This window comes from Zhongshania sp. (genome assembly GCF_047636175.1).
Classification (GTDB): Bacteria; Pseudomonadota; Gammaproteobacteria; order Pseudomonadales; family Spongiibacteraceae; genus Spongiibacter.
The window spans coordinates 16,928-38,189 of the sequence record NZ_JBLIKC010000016.1; the positions used below are offsets into that span (position 1 = coordinate 16,928).

The 21,262-nt window shown below is 49.1% G+C and carries 16 protein-coding genes; 9 read left to right on the top strand and 7 right to left on the bottom strand.

Features of this window, described 5'->3' with window-relative positions; genetic code table 11:
* Positions 1–31: 31 nt before the first annotated feature.
* From dbpA to ACI955_RS10820, 5 genes are all read right to left on the bottom strand, one after another.
* Positions 32–1,420, bottom strand: coding sequence for an ATP-dependent RNA helicase DbpA (gene dbpA, locus ACI955_RS10800; RefSeq protein ID WP_415243743.1), 1,389 nt, complete (start codon positions 1,418–1,420; stop codon positions 32–34).
* 175 nt (positions 1,421–1,595) lie between these two features.
* Positions 1,596–1,802 (bottom strand): cold-shock protein, encoded by a 207-nt coding sequence (locus tag ACI955_RS10805; RefSeq protein WP_008251819.1) that lies wholly within the window; start codon positions 1,800–1,802, stop codon positions 1,596–1,598.
* A gap of 259 nt (positions 1,803–2,061) precedes the next feature.
* Complete coding sequence (gene gtfA, locus ACI955_RS10810) at positions 2,062–3,504, bottom strand: sucrose phosphorylase (RefSeq protein ID WP_415243744.1); 1,443 nt, start codon at positions 3,502–3,504, stop codon at positions 2,062–2,064.
* 344 nt (positions 3,505–3,848) lie between these two features.
* Positions 3,849–5,090 (bottom strand): cytochrome P450, encoded by a 1,242-nt coding sequence (locus tag ACI955_RS10815; protein WP_415243745.1) that lies wholly within the window; start codon positions 5,088–5,090, stop codon positions 3,849–3,851.
* Between the two features lie 71 nt (positions 5,091–5,161).
* Positions 5,162–7,243 carry a hypothetical protein gene (locus ACI955_RS10820; protein ID WP_415243746.1) on the bottom strand — a complete coding sequence of 694 codons (2,082 nt, stop codon included), beginning with the start codon at positions 7,241–7,243 and terminating at the stop codon, positions 5,162–5,164.
* Between the two features lie 122 nt (positions 7,244–7,365).
* On the opposite strand from ACI955_RS10820, the gene ACI955_RS10825 reads away from it, so the two are divergent.
* On the top strand, positions 7,366–8,025 hold the full coding sequence (locus ACI955_RS10825; RefSeq protein ID WP_415243747.1) for a TetR/AcrR family transcriptional regulator: 660 nt from the start codon (positions 7,366–7,368) through the stop codon (positions 8,023–8,025).
* A 57-nt stretch (positions 8,026–8,082) separates the two neighbouring features.
* On the opposite strand, the gene ggpS is transcribed toward ACI955_RS10825, so the two are convergent.
* On the bottom strand, positions 8,083–10,359 hold the full coding sequence (gene ggpS, locus ACI955_RS10830) for a glucosylglycerol-phosphate synthase (protein ID WP_415243748.1): 2,277 nt from the start codon (positions 10,357–10,359) through the stop codon (positions 8,083–8,085).
* Between the two features lie 391 nt (positions 10,360–10,750).
* Between ggpS and doeB2 the strand changes: the two genes are divergently transcribed.
* Genes doeB2 through ACI955_RS10850 form a run of 4 tightly spaced genes read left to right on the top strand, consistent with a single transcriptional unit; the run spans position 10,751 to position 15,921 of the window.
* Positions 10,751–11,950, top strand: a complete 1,200-nt coding sequence (doeB2, locus tag ACI955_RS10835) for a N(2)-acetyl-L-2,4-diaminobutanoate deacetylase DoeB2 (protein WP_415243749.1) — start codon at positions 10,751–10,753, stop codon at positions 11,948–11,950.
* A 46-nt stretch (positions 11,951–11,996) separates the two neighbouring features.
* Entirely contained in the window at positions 11,997–13,232 is a 1,236-nt protein-coding gene (locus ACI955_RS10840; protein ID WP_415243750.1) for an aspartate aminotransferase family protein, read from the top strand.
* Positions 13,232–14,503 carry an ectoine hydrolase gene (doeA, locus tag ACI955_RS10845; RefSeq protein WP_415243751.1) on the top strand — a complete coding sequence of 424 codons (1,272 nt, stop codon included), beginning with the start codon at positions 13,232–13,234 and terminating at the stop codon, positions 14,501–14,503. Before ACI955_RS10840 ends, doeA begins: the two co-directional genes overlap by 1 nt.
* A 56-nt stretch (positions 14,504–14,559) precedes the next feature.
* On the top strand, positions 14,560–15,921 hold the full coding sequence (locus ACI955_RS10850; protein WP_415243752.1) for an NAD-dependent succinate-semialdehyde dehydrogenase: 1,362 nt from the start codon (positions 14,560–14,562) through the stop codon (positions 15,919–15,921).
* 92 nt (positions 15,922–16,013) lie between these two features.
* On the opposite strand, the gene ACI955_RS10855 is transcribed toward ACI955_RS10850, so the two are convergent.
* A complete protein-coding gene (locus ACI955_RS10855; protein ID WP_415243805.1) occupies positions 16,014–16,349 on the bottom strand; it encodes a YkgJ family cysteine cluster protein in 336 nt (111 codons plus the stop codon).
* A 422-nt stretch (positions 16,350–16,771) separates the two neighbouring features.
* Between ACI955_RS10855 and ACI955_RS10860 the strand changes: the two genes are divergently transcribed.
* The 4 genes from ACI955_RS10860 to ACI955_RS10875 all read left to right on the top strand — a co-directional run bounded on the left by ACI955_RS10860 (position 16,772) and on the right by ACI955_RS10875 (position 21,084).
* Positions 16,772–17,266: a 2,4'-dihydroxyacetophenone dioxygenase family protein gene (locus tag ACI955_RS10860; protein WP_415243753.1), complete on the top strand. Its 495-nt coding sequence runs from the start codon at positions 16,772–16,774 to the stop codon at positions 17,264–17,266.
* A gap of 42 nt (positions 17,267–17,308) precedes the next feature.
* Positions 17,309–18,535 (top strand): cytochrome P450, encoded by a 1,227-nt coding sequence (locus ACI955_RS10865; protein ID WP_415243754.1) that lies wholly within the window; start codon positions 17,309–17,311, stop codon positions 18,533–18,535.
* Positions 18,536–18,719: 184 nt separating this feature from the next.
* Entirely contained in the window at positions 18,720–19,604 is an 885-nt protein-coding gene (locus ACI955_RS10870; RefSeq protein WP_415243755.1) for a DUF6279 family lipoprotein, read from the top strand.
* 208 nt (positions 19,605–19,812) lie between these two features.
* Positions 19,813–21,084, top strand: coding sequence for a serine hydrolase domain-containing protein (locus ACI955_RS10875; RefSeq protein WP_415243756.1), 1,272 nt, complete (start codon positions 19,813–19,815; stop codon positions 21,082–21,084).
* Positions 21,085–21,262 lie beyond the last annotated feature (178 nt).

Below are 21,262 nucleotides of genomic sequence, written 5' to 3' on the forward strand. Positions count from 1 at the left end.
TGATTAACACTAGATCATCCGTATACCCGGCTTAACCGCGAATACGGCGCACTCTAAAATTACGACCCTTGAGCTGCCCTTCGCTTAATTTACGCAGAGCATCAGCCACCACATCATTACGTACCGCGACATAGGCGGTATTATCAAAGACGTGAATTTTTCCAACATCGGTACCTTCAATACCATCTGCGCCGGTAAGCGCACCGACGATATCACCGGGGCGTACTTTTTGCTTTTTACCACCATCGATCTGTAAGCAAGCCATCGGCGGCTTAAAGGTGGGTTTATCTAGGTGATTAACATTAGGTAGTGCTTCAGGTACTACCTTACTGCCGCGCATCTCTTCAATACGAGCAATTTTGGCACTTTCGCGCTCGGTATAGAGACTGCAAGCAATCCCTTTTCCGCCCGCTCGCCCGGTACGACCAATGCGGTGAATATGCACTTCAGCATCGCGGGCAATATGGTAATTAATCACCGCATCTAAGGCGTCTATATCCAAACCGCGTGCTGCCACATCAGTGGCAACTAGCACCGACACACTTTTGTTGGCGAAGCGCACCAAGGTTTGGTCACGCATTTTTTGATCCAGATCGCCGTGTAATGCAGACACGCTGAATCCGGCTTCGCGCAAATCGTCACATACCTGCTGAGTTTCATGACGGGTATTACAGAAAATCACCGTTGAATCAGGACGGTAACGAAGTAATAGTAATTTAACGGCAACAATGCGCTGGGTATTATCTGCGACTTTAAAAAAGTGCTGGGCAATACTGTCATTGTCATGGGTAGACTCTACTTTTACGAGTAAGGGACGCTGCATAATCCGCATCGCCACATCCTGAATCTCGTCGGGATAGGTCGCGCTAAAAAGTAAAGTCTGACGCTCTTTGGGAATATAGCCAATAATAGTATCGAGTGAATCTTGGAAACCCATTTCCAACATACGATCAGCTTCGTCTAATATCAGAGTATTAACGTTTTCTAACTTAAGAGTGCCTTTGCGAACATGCTCTTCAATTCTTCCTGGCGTGCCAACTACGATATGGGCGCCGTGCTCCAATGAGCCAATTTGCGGACCAAAGGGCATGCCACCGCAGAGAGTAAGCACTTTAATATTGTGGATGGTACGCGCTAGCTTGCGTAACTCCTTGGCAACTTGGTCGGCCAGTTCACGGGTCGGGCACAAGACCAATGACTGTACATAAAAGCGTTTAACATCGAGCTTTTGCAGCTGCGTCAAACCGAATACAGCGGTTTTCCCGGAGCCGGTCTTTCCCTGCGCAATCACGTCTTTGCCATGCAAGGTGTGCGGCAAGGCCTTGGCTTGAATCGGGGTCATTTCGGTATAGCCCAATGAATTCAAGTTATCTAATAACGCGGGATTTAACGGAAGGGTAGAAAATTCTAGCTGGCTCACGGTGTTTTTCCTGTAATACCGCCAGAATGAACACGCGGCGGTGGCGCAATGTACGCAAATAAAAACAGTGTTTCTGAAAAGAAAAAAGGGCAAGACCCATAGGTCCTGCCCCTTTAGCATTCAATCCACAAGGGTTTGAAGCTGGCTGAAACCCTAAGGCTCAGCCCATAGCAAATTACAGTGCTACGATGTTCTCTGCTTGAGGACCTTTTTGTCCCTGAGTAACAGTGAACTGTACGCGCTGGCCTTCAACCAAAGTTTTGAAGCCTGAACCAGAGATTGCGCTGAAGTGAGCGAAAACGTCTGGGCCAGATTCTTGCTCGATGAAACCAAAGCCTTTAGATTCGTTGAACCATTTTACTGTGCCAGTAGTAGTAGACATAATTTTTTTCCTGATATATTCAAAGGTAATTTTGATCTGAAATCAGACCGATTAGGCTGGAAGTGATTCTATTACTTATGAAGTACAGGACGAAAACTACAGACAGGACTTCGAAATGGTGTACATAAATATAGGTCGAACTTTCTAGCTGGGAGTGAGTATATAGACATTTCGGTGCTTGTCTACCCTTTATCACAAGCAAATTCCTGTGTAATACTCTTATAAAAATAGGGTTTACACAGAAATCCAGAAATAAGTATCAGCACAGCAAGCGACATTCCGCCAAGGACTCCTCATCCAGATAAGTAATACTAGAAGTATTAAAATTCAGGTCAACGAAGAGATGACAGTAATAATCGCCATGCCGCCACGCCATTGACACACTCGAGTCATTGGAATAGCCCAGCTCGAAATGACCATCAAATGCGGGATAATTACTTCTAAAGCGCATCAGAGCGAGCAATCGCTGCACCACCGGCTGCTCAACCGCTTCGGCCACTTCGTCCATAGTATAAAAATGACGGTTAATATCCCGGAGCTCACCCGTAACCTCCATTAGTTCATTGTCATTGCAACCCGCCAACAGGCCAACGTAGTAAACCTGCGGAATACCTGGCGAGAAAAACTGAATCGCACGCGCTGCCAAGTAGGCATCATCGTTGCGCATCAAGGCATCGTAAAAGGTACACGTTAGCTGGTAGATGGCGCCGACACTGTGAATATTAGCCGCTGAACGCCGCAGTATGGGATCGGCACTGCGACTGGAAATATTGTCGATCAGAGCGCGGATCTTGTCTTCCGGCAACACCCCTTCCACATCCGGAATACAAATGCCGTCGTGGGTATCAAGTACCGTGACCATATTGCGCGGACACATTCGCAGCCAGTTCTTTAGATAAACGCTATTGGCATCGAGTAGAGAAAACAGCAATAGCGGAGGCAAGGCAAAACCATAGGGATGCATATTGCGGCGACTGATGGCGTACTGATAACTGCTGTGATCATGCACCTCTGGCAAGACCTCAGCGCCGTGCAATTGGGCAACACTATTAATCCAGTCGAGGTTGCGGTAGACATCCGGCTCAACCAAAAAACAACTGGTGCCAATACGCTTGGTAGTATATCCAAAGGCATCCAAGCGGAATAACTTCACCCCGCGCTGGGCGAGAAAGCCGATATAATTTTCCATCAACTGAAAGGTCTGCTCAGATTCATAATTTAAATCAATCTGATGCTCAGTAAAGGTACACCAAACTCGGCCGGTGCTGCCGTCGGCAAAGTCCACCCGCCGAAACGGCTCCTTCTCTTTACGGATATGAATTTTCGCTAGGTCGTCAGAACTGATATCACCAAACTTATCAACATGCACAAAGAGATCGGCATATTCAGAATCGTAGCCCTTGGCAACGAAGTCCTTAAACTCCTCAGACTCGTCAGAAATATGATTGACGGTGACATCACAACAGAGATCATATTTTACCGAAATGCGCTCGATATCGTCCCAATCACCGTATGCCGGATCGACTTCTTTGTGGGTCAGCGGCGAAAATCCCGCATCAGCGTTGGAGGGAAAAAAAGGCAGTATATGCACGCCACCTATTGCTTCTGAAAAATGCCTCTCAATGACGGTGTGTAAATCTTTAAGGTTATTACCAAGACGATTGGGATAACAAATTAACTGTACAGCATTGCGCAAGGCCATACGACGGCTCCGTTCTATCAGGGATGCCTAACCATAACTATTGTCCAGCAAGCATGCAAACTAACAGGGGCATTCTACGAGCAGAATGTCGGTGTTTTCAGGATCAGATCACAATATCCGGAGAAAGAGTCCTACTTGATTATGCTTAGCGCGATAGCCAACAACTTAGCTAGCACACAGTAAATTTTCATAGGCGGGGATAATTAGAACAACAAAGGCGTACTTCAAAGAATAGTGGCGGCCTTGATTATCGACATAATAAAGCGGGAATCACAGCAATAAAAAATTCATTTATAGATGCTATTCCCGACCTTAAAAAACAGCTATTTAATAATTAAGCCAATCTAGGCTTTAAATTTATATTTAATAGGCAATGAGCTTAAGCCACTTACAAAATGACTTGGAATATAGGCAGGCTCGCCATTCAATTCAATGCTTTCCAGCTGCGGCAGTAGCAAACGCAAAAATGTCTCCACTTCCATTCTTGCCAAATGCATACCCAAACAGTTATGACGGCCTTGGCCGAATGCCAGATGCTTACTTGCCTTGCGCGACACATCAAAAACTTCTGGCTGCGAGATGGCGTCACCATCCCGATTAGCCGCCTCAAAAAACATGGCAACGGTATCACCTTTTTTAAGACTCACACCACGCAGCTCGGTATCTGCAAGCACAGTTCGCGCAAAGTGCTTCACCGGTGTCACCCAGCGAACACTCTCATCGGCAGCGGCTGGATAAAGACTAGGATCATCAAGTAAAGCTTTGCGCTGCGCCGGGTTTTGAATAAGGGCCTGCAAGCCGCCGGCGATCGTTGCGCTGGTGGTATCGTGACCCGCCGTGGCTAGCAACACAAAGTACGAGGTCAGGGTAAACGGATCAATCAGTTCACCGTCGATTTTTGCATTGGCTAGCACGCTGGCAATATCATCTCTTGGCGCGGCGCGGCGATCATCTGTCAGCACCGTAAAATACTCCGCCATTGCCTGCACGCAGTCAATAAACACGGTCATGGAATCTTTTTCGGCGCTGGCAAAACCTTCAGGAGCAAATAGGCGCTGAGTCAAATCTAATATATGGGCCTCATCACTTTCTGGAATACCAATCAGCTGCAGCACAACCCGCAAGGGATACCAAAAAGCGATGTCAGTGGCAAAGTCACACTCGCCATCCATGCCTTTCATTCGCTCGATAAAGCTTTCTGCGAGCTCGGCAACATGACCGCGCATCTTGGAAATATTCGCCGGCATAAACCAATCACGGGTAATTTTACGCAGCGCTAAATGACGCTCACCATCCATGTGAACCAAGGTTTTCACGCCCATGATTTCACCGAAGCGCTCTTGATTTAATTTTTCTAATGCCTCTAAAATCAAGACCGCTCTGGGCTCTGCGCTAAATAGCTCGGGATTCGATTCGATATAACGAATATCTTCGTAACGGGTTATCGCCCAATACGGACGAATATCCTCAGGCTCTATCAAGCAGATCGGCCGATGCTCACGCAATTCCGCCAATTTAGCGCTAATGTCCGCAGGCCGCGTGTAAGACATCGCATCGCTAAGTATTGAGTCACTGATACTGCCCATAATCATTTCCTTTAATAACCAATTGCTTGAATACTAAATCCCAGTTAACACTGAGGTTTTTTAAATTTTATTTACAAGGTTTTAAGATATTCCTTAATAGCACGTCGCTCGACGTCATTCAGCACACTGGTAAATTCATGACCACCGTTACCTTGACTGTAAAGTTTAGTGTTATAGATTTTTCGCTCTTCAATCTGCTGATCACTCACAATCGGCACATTCAATAAGTTCCATGCCAGACCTCCGTTACCCCAAAGCACCGACAAGGCATCTTGTAAAACTGGGCCACTAGGATCGAGTGGGTTGCAATCCACACCCGGGGTAGCGACACCAATTAATGGCAATGCCAAACCCGCACCGCATTCCAGCTCGTCATAACGCCACCCTATTTTTTCAGCGTCGTACCCAGTTTTAAGACTGTAATCAAAACCCATTACCACCTGCCCCGCTAAGTCCGCCGGTGCGTCATTTGAAAGGCGACGCCAAATGGTGGGCCGCACTGCCGGATTTAGGACACCGTCGATATTCGGCACCGAGCCATTATGAAAATAAGGCGCCGTAGCCCATACCCCATAAAGCGGCGGCGCTAAATAGCCCAGTTCGCGATCACCCCGCAGGGACTCATCAGCCCAGTTACCGCATAGCGATACGCCGTCGTCGTTATATAGCCCCTCCGAATAGGCAAACCAATTGTTTTTTGAATACTCTGCCACCCTCGGAGAATTACCATTCAGGCGGGCTGGATCCGTATCAATAATGTTAATAGGTGTGATATACGCCGCCACACCATCTAACAATGGCGAATCTAAGTACGTCGGATCATTCACATAGCGCGGCGAGTAAGCACCATGGCAGCTTGCACACGACCCATTGCCGCCTTCCGGACGCGGTGTGGGATTATTCAAATCCGGCGCCCATAAATTTTTAGCATGAAATAGCACCGCGCCAGCTTCCGCTTGGGATGTATCTACACTGTCTAAAACCGAATCTGGCCACGGCGGTGACTTAAGCGAGCTAATCCAGGCATCGCTATCTTGCTGATTATCCAGCACCCATTGCTTGGCACCTTCAATATCATTAAAGGCATCAGGAAAGTGAAACGACAGCTCAATACGTTTGGCATCGACGACCTGACCTCCATCATAGAATTTTGCGCTGCGACTTCCCACATTCCACCACACCGGCGGATCTTCGGTGCCGGTAGAAGGCTCAGCCTGAATAGTAAGATAAGAAGGAATGGTATCGTAATCAGCAAGCGTCAGCGTGCCGAAAAGTTGAAAGTTAGTGATATTGCCTGTCCCGCGCACTTTATTCTGAGAGATGATCGCCAGCGCCGCCTGCTGCGGTGCCAAACGCGCCAATTCAGAAAACATCACGGTAATATCGCTGAGACTATTATTGCCGTACATTGCCCCCAGCCCCTCAGCCTCATCGGCCGTTCCCACCGCCCCGCCATGACAAATACTACAGGTGACATTGAGCTGTCCGGTCCAGCTTCCGTTGGTCTCGCGCAGCTGAGTCACTCCCATTGGCAGCTGACCGCTGCCTCCATCACTTAGATTTGGATCTTCACCCGTCAACGGGTAGGGATTGCGACCAACAGACAGCGGCATACCCCAGCGCTGGGCAACTAATTCATCGTACTGAAGCGGGCGTTCACTGAGACCCCAAATCGATTTCCACATCTCTCCATAGCCATCAGCGGGAAACGAAAATCCTGACTCACTAGCGTCACCAGAAAAGAAACTGGCGGCGCCGAGTCGTCCCTCGGCGGCAACCAAGGCCAGACCATGTTCTGCACGCTGACGAAGCTCACCACAATTGGCCGGCTGATTATCTTCTTGGCAAGTTTGCCACCATGCATTCATCAACACGGCCTTATTTTCGTTAACACCCGGTACCACCATTTCACGGGGATCGGCAGGCACAGCTGTGTTATCAGGTTTATCGGCACAGTAATCATGCCAATAATGGCCGCCGCGCCGACTCACTAGCAGTGACGACGACTCCGCATCAGTATCCGAGCCAGTATCAACGCTAGTGTCGTCACCACCGGGATTAAGTACTTGCGGTGAAGGGTTACTCGATGAACCGCCACATGCCGTCAGCAGCAACAGGGAATATGCCGCCAAAACCAATAGAATTTTCTGCATTTGAACGCTGCCTCATCTTACTTTTTATTGTTATATTTATGCTGGGAGCAATATCATACACTTGTATGATTTCATTATTTGTACATTTGTATGATATTTGTGTCAAGTGATATGATGCCGCCATGACTGAAACTACTGCTATCACTTCTGCCCCATCCGCCGCCAGACCCCCGCAACAAGCGCGCGGTCGTCAGCGTTTTGAGCGCATCCTTGAAGCCGCCGAGGCGCAGCTAATTCAAGGTGGCTTGAGTAGTTTCTCGATTCCAGAACTAGCGTCGTCACTAAATTGTACGCGAACCAGTATTTACCATTTTTTCCCCAGCCCCTATGCGATTCTCAATGAACTCACAAGGCGACACTTGATCACGCTAGAAGAGGAAGTTGAAAAACTAAGCTATGCCATTGAAGGCAAACCTTGGCAGCAGGTTATCAGTGAAGTCGCGGACATTGTCACCAACTATTACAACCACCACAAAGGTGCCGGAATACTTATACTTGGCAGTGTGGCAAGTCATGAAAGTCACCAGGCTTTGCACCTGACCATTTCCCATATTGGCCGCCACGTGGACACCTTAATGCGCGCCATAGGTGTGACCTTGGCGGATGAAAATCCTGACGCCAAAGCACTCGTTGTCGAACTGGGTACCGCGTGCTTGCGGCTGTCATATTTTCTTCATGGCGAAATCACACCAGCCTATCGGCGCGAATGCGCCGCAGCGATGATCGCGTATTTAGAACGTATTATTGCCGCCCAACAAATTACTCCCAATAGCGCACATTAGCCGCCAAATTTCAGCGACCAAGCTAGATGATAAAACGCCTTAAGCGGCCATAGTTAGTTAAGCCACTTTAGATGATAGGTCGCTTGACGGTAACGCACTCTCAATACTTCGGCAGGCATCAACGGCGCTCATAAACTCGTCGCCCCACACCTTAATATCATAGTGCTGAACCACATCGTAGGCTTCGCACATACGACTGCGCGCCTCTTCGCGCTCTAAAGTTAGCGCTAAATAGCAGGTTTTAACCATCTCGTTGCGGTCATGGGGATTAGCCAAGATCGGGCCGCGCAATTCTGCAGCAGCACCGGCAAATTCAGACAATACCAATACGCCGGAGCCATCGGTCATACCCTGGGTGGCAATATATTCTTTGGCTACCAAGTTAAGTCCGTCGCACAGCGGTGTAATCCACATCACATCCGCCATGCTGTAATAAGCGACTAATTCGGCAAAGGGTAAACTGCGGAAGAAAAACTGCAGCGGCGTCCAGCCGACTTTTGCAAATCGGCCATTAATACGCCCCACCGCCTGTTCAATCTGGGCTTGTAAATCGCGATAGATAACCATTTCGCTAGCAGCCGGCACACATACCATCATCAAAGTTACTTTGTTGTGCAAATCCGGGTACTCATCCAACAATCGTTCATAGGCCTCAAGCTGTTCTAATATACCCTTGGTATAATCCAATCTACCCACTGATAAAATCATACGGGTGCCATGCAGCTCATGTCTAAGCTCATCCATACGCCGCTGAATCTTCTCGTCGTTGAGCGCGTTTTTCACCCGTTTCAAGTCCAATCCGACCGGGTGTGCCCCCAACCGGATAAGGCGATCATTAACCTTTATCTCGGTCGTCATTTCATCTAGGCCTACCGCGCAGCCATAGGTAAAAAATCGTGGCGCACAATTCATTTTCGCCGTCACTTCTAAGGGCGTTACACCCCGTGCCACGTCGACAAAGTTCTCAGACTGACGTGGAATATGGAAGCCAATATAATCACATTGCAATAAGCTGCCAATAATATCTCGGCGCCAGGGGATAACATTGAAAACATCTGCAGAGGGGAAGTAGGTGTGATGGAAAAAGGCAATAACAACATCCGGACGCAACTCGCGCAAATAGGCCGGTACCATCCATAAATTGTAGTCATGTATCCAAACCGTGGCACCTTCAGCGGCCTCGGCCGCCGCCGCCTCAGCGAAACGTCGATTCACATCAAGAAACACCTGCCAATGATCTTCGCGGAAGGTCGCTCGCTCCCAAAAAGTATGTAATGTTGGCCAGAATGCCTCTTTGGAAAATTTCTTGTAAAAAATATCGACATCACTTTTACTCAAAGCAACCCGCGACGCCACCAGATTAGGATACTGCGCGGTATCGACCTCGGTATGGGTTTCGAACTTGCCGTCCTCAGGTTCGTGAATTGACCACGCCACCCACGACCCCGCACGCCCATCCGCAAAAAAGCTCATCAAGGTAGGAATAATACCGTTTGGTGAGGTGGGCTTGCGACGAATGGTCACACCATTTTCACGAAATTCTTCATAGGGAAGTCGATGGTATACAATCACTAGATCAGACTTTCCCGGTACCGCTACCTCGCGCTGCTCTGCCTCCATGCCCGCCGCGCCCAAAAAACCAAAATACTCGAAGGCTTGCAGAATACCACCGCACCCTGGGAGCTCAGCGTGATATACCCGCGCCCGATTTTCAGTCTCTTTTAATAACCCAACCTCGGACTCACCTACACAAACACCAATAAAACCGTGCTCGTACATTGAAAGATCATTTAAGGTATCTCCAGCAACTAATACGTTTTCGTCGCCAATGCCAAGCAGCTCTACCAAGCCTCGCAAGGTCGAGCCCTTATTGACACCTTTAGGCAAAATATCTAGATACAAACCTGCCGAGTAAAGGAGCTCGCAATCCAATTCACGGACCACGTCTTTAAGCTCACTAGTAAGGGCATCCGCCCCACAAAAAAAGGAAAAGCGCCGCTCTTGTGGAACATCCTGACGTTGTAAATTGGGGATATGGGCGACTGCTTGCTCAACCACATGCTCGCCGGGCCAACGTTTATCAATATTGCCCTGCAGTGGTTGAATCGCTTGTTGCGTATGACCGTCAACAACGGTGCAACCTACATCGCAAATAATATAATCGGGATCTGGAATAGTCGGATCGGAAAGCAGCGGTAATACAGACTCAAGTCCACGACCGGTTACAAAGGCCAGCTTGATTTCGGGGTGCGCTGCGATCAGCTGATAAAGCTTAAGGCGTTGCTCGTTATCTCCAGCGAGAAATGTACCGTCTAAATCTGTTGCTAAAAGCATTAGTAATACCTGCGTTTAATCGCAGAGTCTAGCTCCCACCAGACTCCGGGTGCTGTTATAAAAAATTCATAACATCAACATACTACACAGCCAACCTACACAATGATTTAAATAGTTTAGCTGTGTACAGTTCAGTAACAATGCATGCAGGGATTGTGCCTACTAAAAATCAGGTTTCCATAGCAGTCTCGCTAAAAACTCGACCATTAGGGCTAATAGCCCTGTTTTTTAAAAACGAAATTTTATCGATAAATTTAAATCCCACTAGCCTTAGTCGTTAGTGCACCAGCAAATTAAGAGGCGCACCAAAACTGACCGCCCTATAAATTTAATAAAAATAGTCAAAAGTAAGTTTGCCCCAACACAAAAGCTGTGCCACAGTAAATCTGTAATGACTGATTTCTGGCTAGATACAATGGCCGCCGCGCAGACTCTACGCCGCGACTTACACGCCCACCCCGAGCCTGGCTGGCACGAGGTCCGCACTGCTGAAACCGTGCGCAATACCCTCGATCAACTAGCCATACCATGGAGAAAATGCGCGGGAACAGGCACCATAGCCACCTTAGCCGCAGCGATACCTCAAGCCGGCGCTAAACATATCGCTCTCAGGGGTGACATAGACGCCCTTCCTATTATTGAACAAACCGGTAAGGCGTGGTCATCCACCCGCTCTGGCTGCATGCACGCCTGCGGCCACGACGGACATACCGCCACGTTATTAGCCACTGCGCAGTGGCTAAAACACCATGAACGAAGCCTGACCCGGCCGGTCACACTGTTATTCCAACCAGCTGAAGAAGGCGGCCACGGCGCGCGCGAAATGATAAATGAAGGCGCATTAGACGGTATCGACGAAATATACGGCTGGCACAACTGGCCAGCCATACCCTTCGGGAAGCTGGTCTGTCCTGACGATATTGTTATGTGTGGCAACGGTATATTTACTGTGACCGTTACCGGCAAAGGAGGACATGCCAGTCAACCTGAACTCTGCCGCGACCCGGTGCTTGCCGCCAGCGCCATTACCCTTGCTCTACAACAAATTGTGAGTCGCCGCTTAGCGCCACAACAGGCCGCGGTGATCAGCGTAACATCATTTATGGCTGATAGCGGCCCCACTATTATTCCGCAACAAGCAGTATTGAGCGGCAGTATAAGGGTGCCAGATCAGTACACACGCGATCAAATTAATGCACTCATCACCGAGGTAAGCCAGCAAACCGCGCGCAGCTATGGCGTCGAATGCAATGTGGAAATTATGCCTCGCTACTACGCAACTATTAATCATCCCACTCAAGCACAATACGTTCGGCAACTATGGCAAGAAAGCTATGGCGTCGACGCTATCGACCTCAACATTCGGACACCTATTATGGCGTCTGAAGATTTTAGTTATTATCTGCGGGAAATTCCCGGCGCGTTTGCTCTTATCGGAGCAAATGATGGCGACGAGCACCATCAAGTGCCCTGTCATAGCCCGCACTATGATTTTAACGACAAACTAATTCCCTTGGTGAGTAATCTATTTTCTCGCCTATGTGGTGTGACGACGCCCAAAAAACCTGCAACACAAACCATTTCAAAATAGTTACCGTCGACACGTCGACGAACTTTATTTATACGAAGGAGTTCGCATGAGTATTTTTGAACAACGTGAATCAGAAATCCGCGCCTATTGCCGCGTTTGGCCAGTGGTCTTCGACAAAGCCACCAATGCCCGTCAAACCGATGAGAATGGCAAACAGTACATCGATTTTTTTGCCGGCGCGGGAGTTTTAAATTTCGGACATAACAACCCACGCATGAAAAAGGCCATGATCGACTATCTAGAATCGGATGGTGTTACCCATAGCTTAGATATGCATACCACCGCAAAGCGCGACTTTATGGAGCGCTTTGTAAAGACAATTCTTGAACCACGTAATATGCCACATAAAATGCAATTTATGGGCCCGACGGGAACCAATGCGGTAGAAGCTGCCCTTAAACTTGCGCGGCGTGCCACCAAGAGGCAAGAGATAGCTGCCTTTACCCATGGATTTCACGGCATGACTTTAGGCTCCCTAGCCTGCACCGCTAATTCGTATTTCCGTGGTGCCGCGGGCATACCACTTAATCATGTCTCACATCATAAATTTGGATGTCTACAATCTCTCGAGCAACTGGCGGCACACTACGCTGATTCGTCTAGCGGTATTACTCCTCCCGCCGCATTTTTAGTAGAAACCATACAAGCCGAAGGTGGTGTAAATGTCGCTAGCAAAGAGTGGCTACTCGCCTTGGCCAAACTCGCTGAAGACGTATGCGCTCTGCTTATTGTTGATGACATTCAAGTAGGCTGTGGCCGCACCGGCAGCTACTTTAGTTTCGATAATATGGATCTCGACCCCGACATTATTTGTCTCGCCAAAGGCGTTGGCGGCATGGGCATACCTATGGCGCTAAATCTTGTTAAACCCGCAATTGATAACTATTGGTCGCCCGGCGAACACACCGGAACCTTCCGTGGCCAATCGCTGTCTTTTGTCGCCGGCAGTGAAGCATTAAGCTATTTCGAAGACAATGAGCTTATGACCGGGGTGGCCAAAAAAGCTGAGGTCATGGCAAAAGCCCTGGCGTCACTAGAAAAGAAATTTAGCGCGATTGCGGTACGCGGCAAGGGCATGATTCTTGGCTTAGATGTTGGCAGCGGCGAGCAAGCCAAAGCGATTGTAGATAGCTGCTTTGCAGCCGGTCTACTTATTGCTAGCTGCGGCACCGGTGGTAGAGTTATTAAATTAATTCCGCCATTAACCATTCCCGATGAAGACCTTCAAGAAGGCTTAGACATTCTGGTAAGTCATACCACCAAAGTAATGGAGGCCATCTAATGATTCCGCGCGACGACATGACCTTCCCCTTTGAAGAATACGAGCGTCGCTTATCTGCATTGAGGCAGCGTATTGCCGACCGAAGATTAGATGCGGTGGTGATTTCTGATCCAGAAAACATCATGTATCTAACTGACTACCAAACCACCGGCTATTCATTCTTCCAAGCCTTAGTTGTGCCGCTGGAAGATGAACCCTTCATGATTACAAGGGCCCTGGAAGAGTCGAATATTATTGCTCGCACGTGGGTGGAGCGCACCCGCCCCTACCCAGATACGGGCGATGCTATTCAAATGCTGGTTGATGCGTTACGAGAGTTTGGTTTGGCCAAAAAGCGTATTGGCTATGAGCGTAACAGCTACTTCTTCCCTGCCTACCAACAGGACCGCGTACACACCACACTCACCGAAGCAAAATTACTCGACTGTTTTGGTATTGTTGAACAGGGGCGTATTTGTAAATCGCCGACAGAAATTGACATCATGCGAAAAGCGGCCTTCGCCACCGAAGCGGGTATGCAGGCAGGAATAGATGCCTGCCTGCCGGGTGTCACTGAAAACGAAATAGGTGCTGCCATCAGCGCGGCTATGTTCCGTGCCGGTGGAGAACCCCCTGCGGTTATGCCTTATGTGACCTCAGGTCCACGCTCCATGATCGGTCACGCCACCTGGGAAGGTCGCACTGTGTTACCCGGCGAACACGTATTCTTAGAGGTTGGCGGCTGCTATCGTCGCTACCACACCGCCATGATGCGCACTGTGGTGCTCGGGGAACTCAGCGATTCTATGCATCACGCGCAAGAGAAAATGAATCACGCCCTGCACGCTGTTCATGAAAAATTCCAGCCGGGAATGACCGTCTCTGACGCTGATAATATAGTGCGCAATATTATTACTGATAACGACTGTGGCGCACGACTTATCACCCGCTCAGGTTACTCTATTGGCATCGCCTTTCCGCCCAGCTGGGACGAAGGCTATATCGTCAGTCTTAAACAAGGCGAATCTGCAGTGCTACAGCCTGGCATGACATTCCATATTATTCCGTGGATGTGGGGTGTAGACGGCGATAAGACTTGTGGGATATCGGATTCCATTTATATCACCGACACCGGTTGTGAATCCTTTTTTACTATGGACAGAGACTTCACCGTAAAGCCAGAACCAGCAGAACAGACAATGCTAAAGATTGACGAGGCACGAAAAAACAAAAAGGAAGAAGCTGACAGCATTAAAAATGCCGACAGCGCAAAAGTAGAAAACGGTGAGTAAACCACACATTTATTCATGGCAATGAAGGCCTGAATCAAGATCATAACGAGGTAGCTATGCTGATAGCGAAAAACCCGTGTACCGGTAAAATAATTGCCGAGTACCCCACCCTCAATAACGCCCAACTTCACGAGCGGATTGGCGACGCCTTCCGCGCGGCAGACCAATGGCAAGCACTAAGCTACCAAGAGCGAGGGCAAACACTGACAGCCGTCGCCGCCGAGCTACGTAAGCAAAAAGACAGGCTGGCAGAATTAATGGCCCTTGAAATGGGTAAGCCCTTCAAAGAAGGTCTCGCTGAGGTAGAAAAAGCTGCTGGCTGCGCCGAGTATTATGCAGAACACGCCGCCGAGTATTTAGCCCCGCAAACCTTGCCCTCAGACGCCAGCATTAGCTACGTTTGCCACCCGCCACTGGGTACCTTACTTGGCATCCTGCCTTGGAATGCGCCACTGTGGTTGGCCTTCCGCTACTTGGCACCTGCATTAATGGCCGGTAATACCTGCGTAATGAAGCATGATCCCAATGTGCCGGCCTGCGCCATCGCGATCGCTAAAGTATTTGCCGACGCCGGCGCGCCAGAAAATATTGTGGTCAATCTACCCATAGATAACGACACCATAGAAACCGCCATCCGCGACCCGCGCATCGCAGCGGTATCCTTCACTGGGTCCGGCAACGCGGGCAGTAAAGTTGCCGCTGTAGCTGGCTCAGAAATCAAACCCACGGTATTGGAGTTAGGCGGTTCTGACCCCTGTATTGTACTTGCAGATGCAAACTTAGAAGCCGCAGCCGATATCGCCACCCTGTCCCGAATGATCAATGCCGGGCAATCCTGTATTGCCGCGAAACGTATTATTGTTGAAGACTCGGTATACGATGTCTTTGTTGAAAAACTCCAAAGTCGCATGGCCAAATTCAAATCCGGTGACCCGCTAATGCCAGACACCGATGTTGGCCCTATCGCCCGCGACGATCTGCGGCAAAACCTGCATCGCCAGGTCACAGAAACTATTAACGCCGGTGCCAAATGCCTATTGGGCGGTGAGCTAAGCGATGGCCCCGGTTTCTTTTATCCACCGACCCTACTCATTGATGTCACCGAAGATATGTGCGCGTTTAAAGAAGAAACCTTCGGTCCCATTATGGTAGTGATACGCGCGACCGATGTGGAAGAGGCAGTACAGCTCGCCAACGAAACACCCTATGGTTTAGGTGCCGCCGTATGGACTAGCAATGCGGAGCTAGCCATCAATATTGCCAATCGCCTGGAAGCTGGCCAAGTCGCTATCAACGGCATCGTCAAAACTGACTCACGTTTACCCAGCGGCGGTATAAAAGGATCTGGCTATGGCCGCGAACTCGGGCCACATGGCATTCGGGAGTTTGTGAATAGCAAACAGATTTGGGTGAAGTGACATTCCTAAGCTAGCACTGAGGGTTAACTGAGTGCTAGCAGTTTCTTATGGCGACTGCTCACTCTTTTAAGTTCAAACATCTTAGAAATAATTTACACCAACACTTGCCGGGTATTCGCTATGTAGTGATGAACCTGACGCTCAATTTTAGAATCAATCATGGTCTCTGGGCGACGATCATTTGGGCAGGGCATGCGCGGGGTGGTACCAAACAATCTGCAAATTAAAGGACGCTCCCCGTAGACTGTGCAACCTTTTGGACCCAAATGTACACAGCTAAAGTCATTTAGAGCGGCATCATGTTCGGCGTCAGTTTTCTCCGGTAGACGCGACATTTCTTCCGAAGAGGTCGTTACCGGACCGCAACAATCGTGACAACCCGGCACACATTCGAAGGATGGAATTTGCTCGCGTAAACGCGCGATGATATCTCGATTATTGTAAACGCTATCCACTTTTTGTAATGCTCTCTTTATTATTTGTCTAAGGCTGAAGCTAGTTTATCAGTTTTAGCTTGATCACTGCCGTGCCTTAAAATATCAATATTCTGCACATTCTTGCCAGCATGGCCTCACACTGATCATTACAGCTCTCATCACCTAAGGAGATCACTCCGATAATGGCTGCTCAGCCTAATAATTCTTTACCGATACTAAGGTCCAAAATGGTCAATATCTGCCCAAACAGGCGTGCGCCCTCTTGTCGCCAGCAGAACAGACTTATTTATCGTGGCGCGCAGTGGGGCTAGCTTACTAAATGGTAATCCCTAAGAATTGATTACAAAGCTGCGCAATGAAATACTCTGCCACCTATAAAGATAACAGCAGCAAACCAAATAGAGAGCAGCCCCATGGAATTACCTGAGCCCGTCAACATCACTACTCTGCCTGAAACCCCTCTGGAATCTGGCCATCTTAATCACAATGACTTTCCCTGGGTTGATCAGGGCTGGGGTATTGAAGCCAAAATATTACAGGTCTGCGATGTCACTGGCAGCTGGATTATTATGAACCGTTTTGCGCCCGGCACGCAGCTGCCAACCCATCGTCATAGCGGTGTCGTAAAAGCCTATACCCTGCAGGGCAAATGGGGTTATTTGGAAAGTGATTTCACCGCCACCGCGGGCTCAATCATCATGGAACCTGCCAACACCGCCCATACGCTAAAAGTAGCTGATGACGCAGGCGAGCCGACTGTTGTCTTCTTCACCATTGAAGGCAGCCTAGTGAACTACACCGAAGACGGCACCATTTGGGGCATTTCCGATGGCCATACTCAACTGGCAGAGTATATCCGTTTGGGTAAAGAACAGGGCCACGACATTTCGGCCGAGAGCATTCTTTAAAATACTCGCACCCTTTATCCACAGCCTAGTTGAAACACTATTATGAATGCCAAAACCCTAGAAAACCTGGATATTTACGACCCCGACAATTATGTCGACGCCGTGCCATTAGCAGACTTTAAAACGCTGCGTGATAAGGCGCCGGTTTACTGGCACTCGCATCCCGATGGCGGTGGCTACTGGGTAATAAGCCGGCATCAAGATGTGATGAAGGTGTCCCGTGATAATAAGACCTTCTCCGCAGAGCGTGGCTTCGTGTTGGTAGATGATCTGCCCCCAGAGATTTTAGAGCAGGTTAAAGGCCAGCTACTAGGTATGGACCCACCAAAGCACGGACCTCTTCGGCGCTCGGTGATCACTCGTTTCACCTCAAAAATGTTGGCCGAGTTAGAGCCTAAAGTGCGTGACATCACTCGCACTATTTTACTGGCAGCACTTAAAAAGCCCGAATGTAACTTTGTCTACGATGTGGCGGGAGAACTACCGACGTCGGTTATTGGGTCGATGATGGGCGTACCGCAAGATATGTGGCACCAGTTGCGGGAGTGGTCAGATATGCAGACGTCTGCCAGTGACCCAGATATTGGCGGCACCCCAGAAGAGGTGCAAGCGGCCTCAATAGAAATGGGAACATACGGTTATCTGTTAGCTGCCGAACGCAAAGATAAGGGTGGCGATGATCTGATCTCCCTATTAGTGAATGTGGAAGTCGATGGCCATCAGGTTTCCGAAATGGAGTTTGCCTCACTCTTTGTGCAGATTACCGTAGCCGGCAATGAAACAACCCGCGCCTTAATCTCCGGCGGCATGTACGAACTAATACAGCGTCCTGAGCTTTATCGCGAATTGGAAGCAAAGCACCTAGACAAGCCTGAGTTAATGAAGAGCGCCATCGAAGAAATGCTGCGCTGGACCTGTCCCCTGCATTACTTCCGTCGCACTGCCACCTGCGATACTGAAATTGGTGGGCAGCAGATCAAAGAAAATGACAAAGTAGTCATGCTCTATAGCTCTGCTAACTTTGATGATACCGTCTTTGAGAACCCACAAGTCTTCGATATTCATCGCTCACACAATCCGCATATGGCCTTTGGTCACGGCATTCATTTATGCCTAGGGGCCAATCTGGCTCGTATGGAAACGCGTATATTCTTTGAAGAATTCTTTAAACTATTTTCAGGGGTTGAGTTAACAGGAAAAGCCGTGAGGATTCGCTCCAATATGGCAAATGGCTTTAAAGAAATGCCAGTAAAGCTATACCCTCGTTAGCGAGCAAGGCAGTAATAGCTGATAGGATGCGAACATTCCGGTTCGCACTCGCTCGCCCTCCCGCACTCTTCTCTTACGTTGAGAACAGAATCGCTATACAGAAAAATGGAAGCCATCAGCAACGGTTGCTCGCGATGCGCCTTACATACAGCTACCATAAACTTTTTTAAGCGACATCACTGCCATGCGCACACTGATACTTCTCCCCCTTATTCTGCTACTACTGACAGCTTGCAGTAGTGCTAGCTTTGTCTACAAGCGCGCTGACTGGTTTATCAATTGGGCAGTAGATGACTATGTTTCCTTTGATCGCGAGCAACAAACTCTATTCGATGCGGCCCTAGACGATTGGCTTGACTGGCATTGTAGTGCAGAGCTACCTCGCTACGGCGAGTATTTGCGAAATTTATCTACCGCACTTTCTAAAGACGAGCTGCGTATAAACGACGCCTCCTTACTGGGCTTTGCTGACCGTGCAAGCGAGGCTTGGATCGCCTCACTTTCACGGGCATTAATCGACGCGTCGGGAATACTTGAAAGCCTGAGCGACGAACAGCTAGCGCAATTTATAGAGGAACTCGATAGCAGGAATAAGCAGTTCCAAAAAGAGTATGTTGCACTGAATGCCACAGAGCTCGAAAAACTGCGCGTGGAGCGTGTCCGCGACGCCATGAAACGCTGGGCTGGCAGCATCGACGATGGGCAGCAACAGCTAGCCCTAGAGTGGGCGCGCAGCAGCGATAACATTTACGGTTTGATCTTTAATCGGCGCTTACACTGGCGAGATCGGCTGCAGGAGATATTTTCAAAACGGCCCTACGATAATTTTAAGGCCGATTTAACCGAGCTGTTTTTACGTCCGGAATTACTGTTGACTAACGACGAGCGCGGTCGGCTTGTGGCCAGCCAGCAATCTGCGCGGGGACTTCTACAAGCCCTAGACCGCTCATTGAGCAAGCGTCAGCGCGAGCATTTACTAGCTGAACTCGATGAAATCAAAGACGATATTACACACTTAATTACCAGCGACTGTGGGTCCGCACAGCAAGTAAACCCCACTCCGCAGTAGCGATGTTAGGAGCCACCAAAACTGCCGTTACAGTTGTCGCCCACGGTTCATCCCCCGCTTTTGGGATGCGGTAATGCTTATCACTGCGCGTTTGCAGCGCGGGCCAAAGTAAGAGGCTCAATCACTATTAATTCACAAGCCAAAGCGGTGGTTTATTTGCCTGAGTGAAATGTTAGTATCACCCTCACCTCCTTAAGCGATATCAGCAATGAATATAAAAATTAACGGCACTGTTGCACCGGGCTATGAGTCGGTCAAGAAGCTATACCAACACAATATGAACACCCTAACTGAGCGCAACACACAGCTGTGTATCTATGTCGGCGAGGAGTGTGTGGTTGACCTGTGGGCATCAGCCATAGACGATGCAACATTCTCTGCAGATTCACTCATCAATATCTGGAGCAGCGGAAAAAGCCTAGAGCCTATTCTGCTCGGCATGTTGATTGATCGCGGATTGCTAGATCTGAATAAGCGTATAAGCGACTACTGGCCCGAATTCAGTGCCTACGGCAAGGGCGATCTTACGGTTGCAGATTTGATGCGCCATGAAGCAGGTCTGCCCGTGTTTGATCAAACCATCAAACCGACTGAGCTGCAGACTAGCGCCATCAAGCAGAATGCCATCGGCGCCATCATCGAGCGCCAAAGGCCTAAATTTCGAGAAGGTAGTAATAATCAGCGTGAATACCACGCGCTAACACGTGGCTGGGTCGCCAATGAGGTATTCCGGCGGCTGGAACCTAGCGGCCGCACAATGGGCGAATTTCTGCGACAGGAGATCAGTACCCCCTTTAATGCAGATGTCTATATAGGCCTGCAAGAAACCGAACTGCAGCGCGTTAGCAATGTAAAAGTACTCAGCTTCAAATATCAGTTCTTACAAGGTCTTATCCCACGGATTTTCGGCCGTAAAATGGAACTTAATCTACTGCAAATTATTACTAAAATTTTCCACCTATTTTCAAGCCTGAGAAACTCCACCGCCCGGGGTGCACCGGAAGCCATTACTGGCATGAATAATCTACACACTATTAATTCACCGCTGGTATCAAACGGCGAAACACCGTCGGCAGGTTCTAAGGGCTCGGCACGCGGCTTAGCAAAACTGGCAGCAGTCATGGCCAATGGTGGCAGTCTCAAGGGACAGCAACTTATGGGCGACTCGGCCCATGCAGCGCTGCACGCTGCAGCTATCGGCCGCAATATGCTGGGAATGAATGTCGCTTTTACACAGGGCGGCCTGGCAGAGTTTGCACAACAAGGCCAAGAAGGTAGCGCATTCGACAACGGCTTAAACCAAGGCCGCGAAGGCTTTTATGGCTGGATGGGGCTAGGCGGATCTATCTTTCAATGGCACCCGCAACACCGAATCGGCTTTGGCTATGTACCCACATCCTTGAACATCCTCGACTTAGTTAATGCGCGCGGCAAAGCCTACCAAATCGAAGTTGTGCGCTGCCTAAAAAACCTAGGCTAAGCGTTGTCTTTAACTGCTTGCTAGGTCAGTTAGCGACTACCAAGCTTAGGGAGGCCTTAACTCACTGACTTAGCAGAGATCAAATTTTGAAGTAAGAAAAGAAGATTCCAGCCCAGACTTTAAAAAAATTAGCCCCGCTCAACCAGGTCCGTTTTCGTGCGGAGATAATCGAAACACC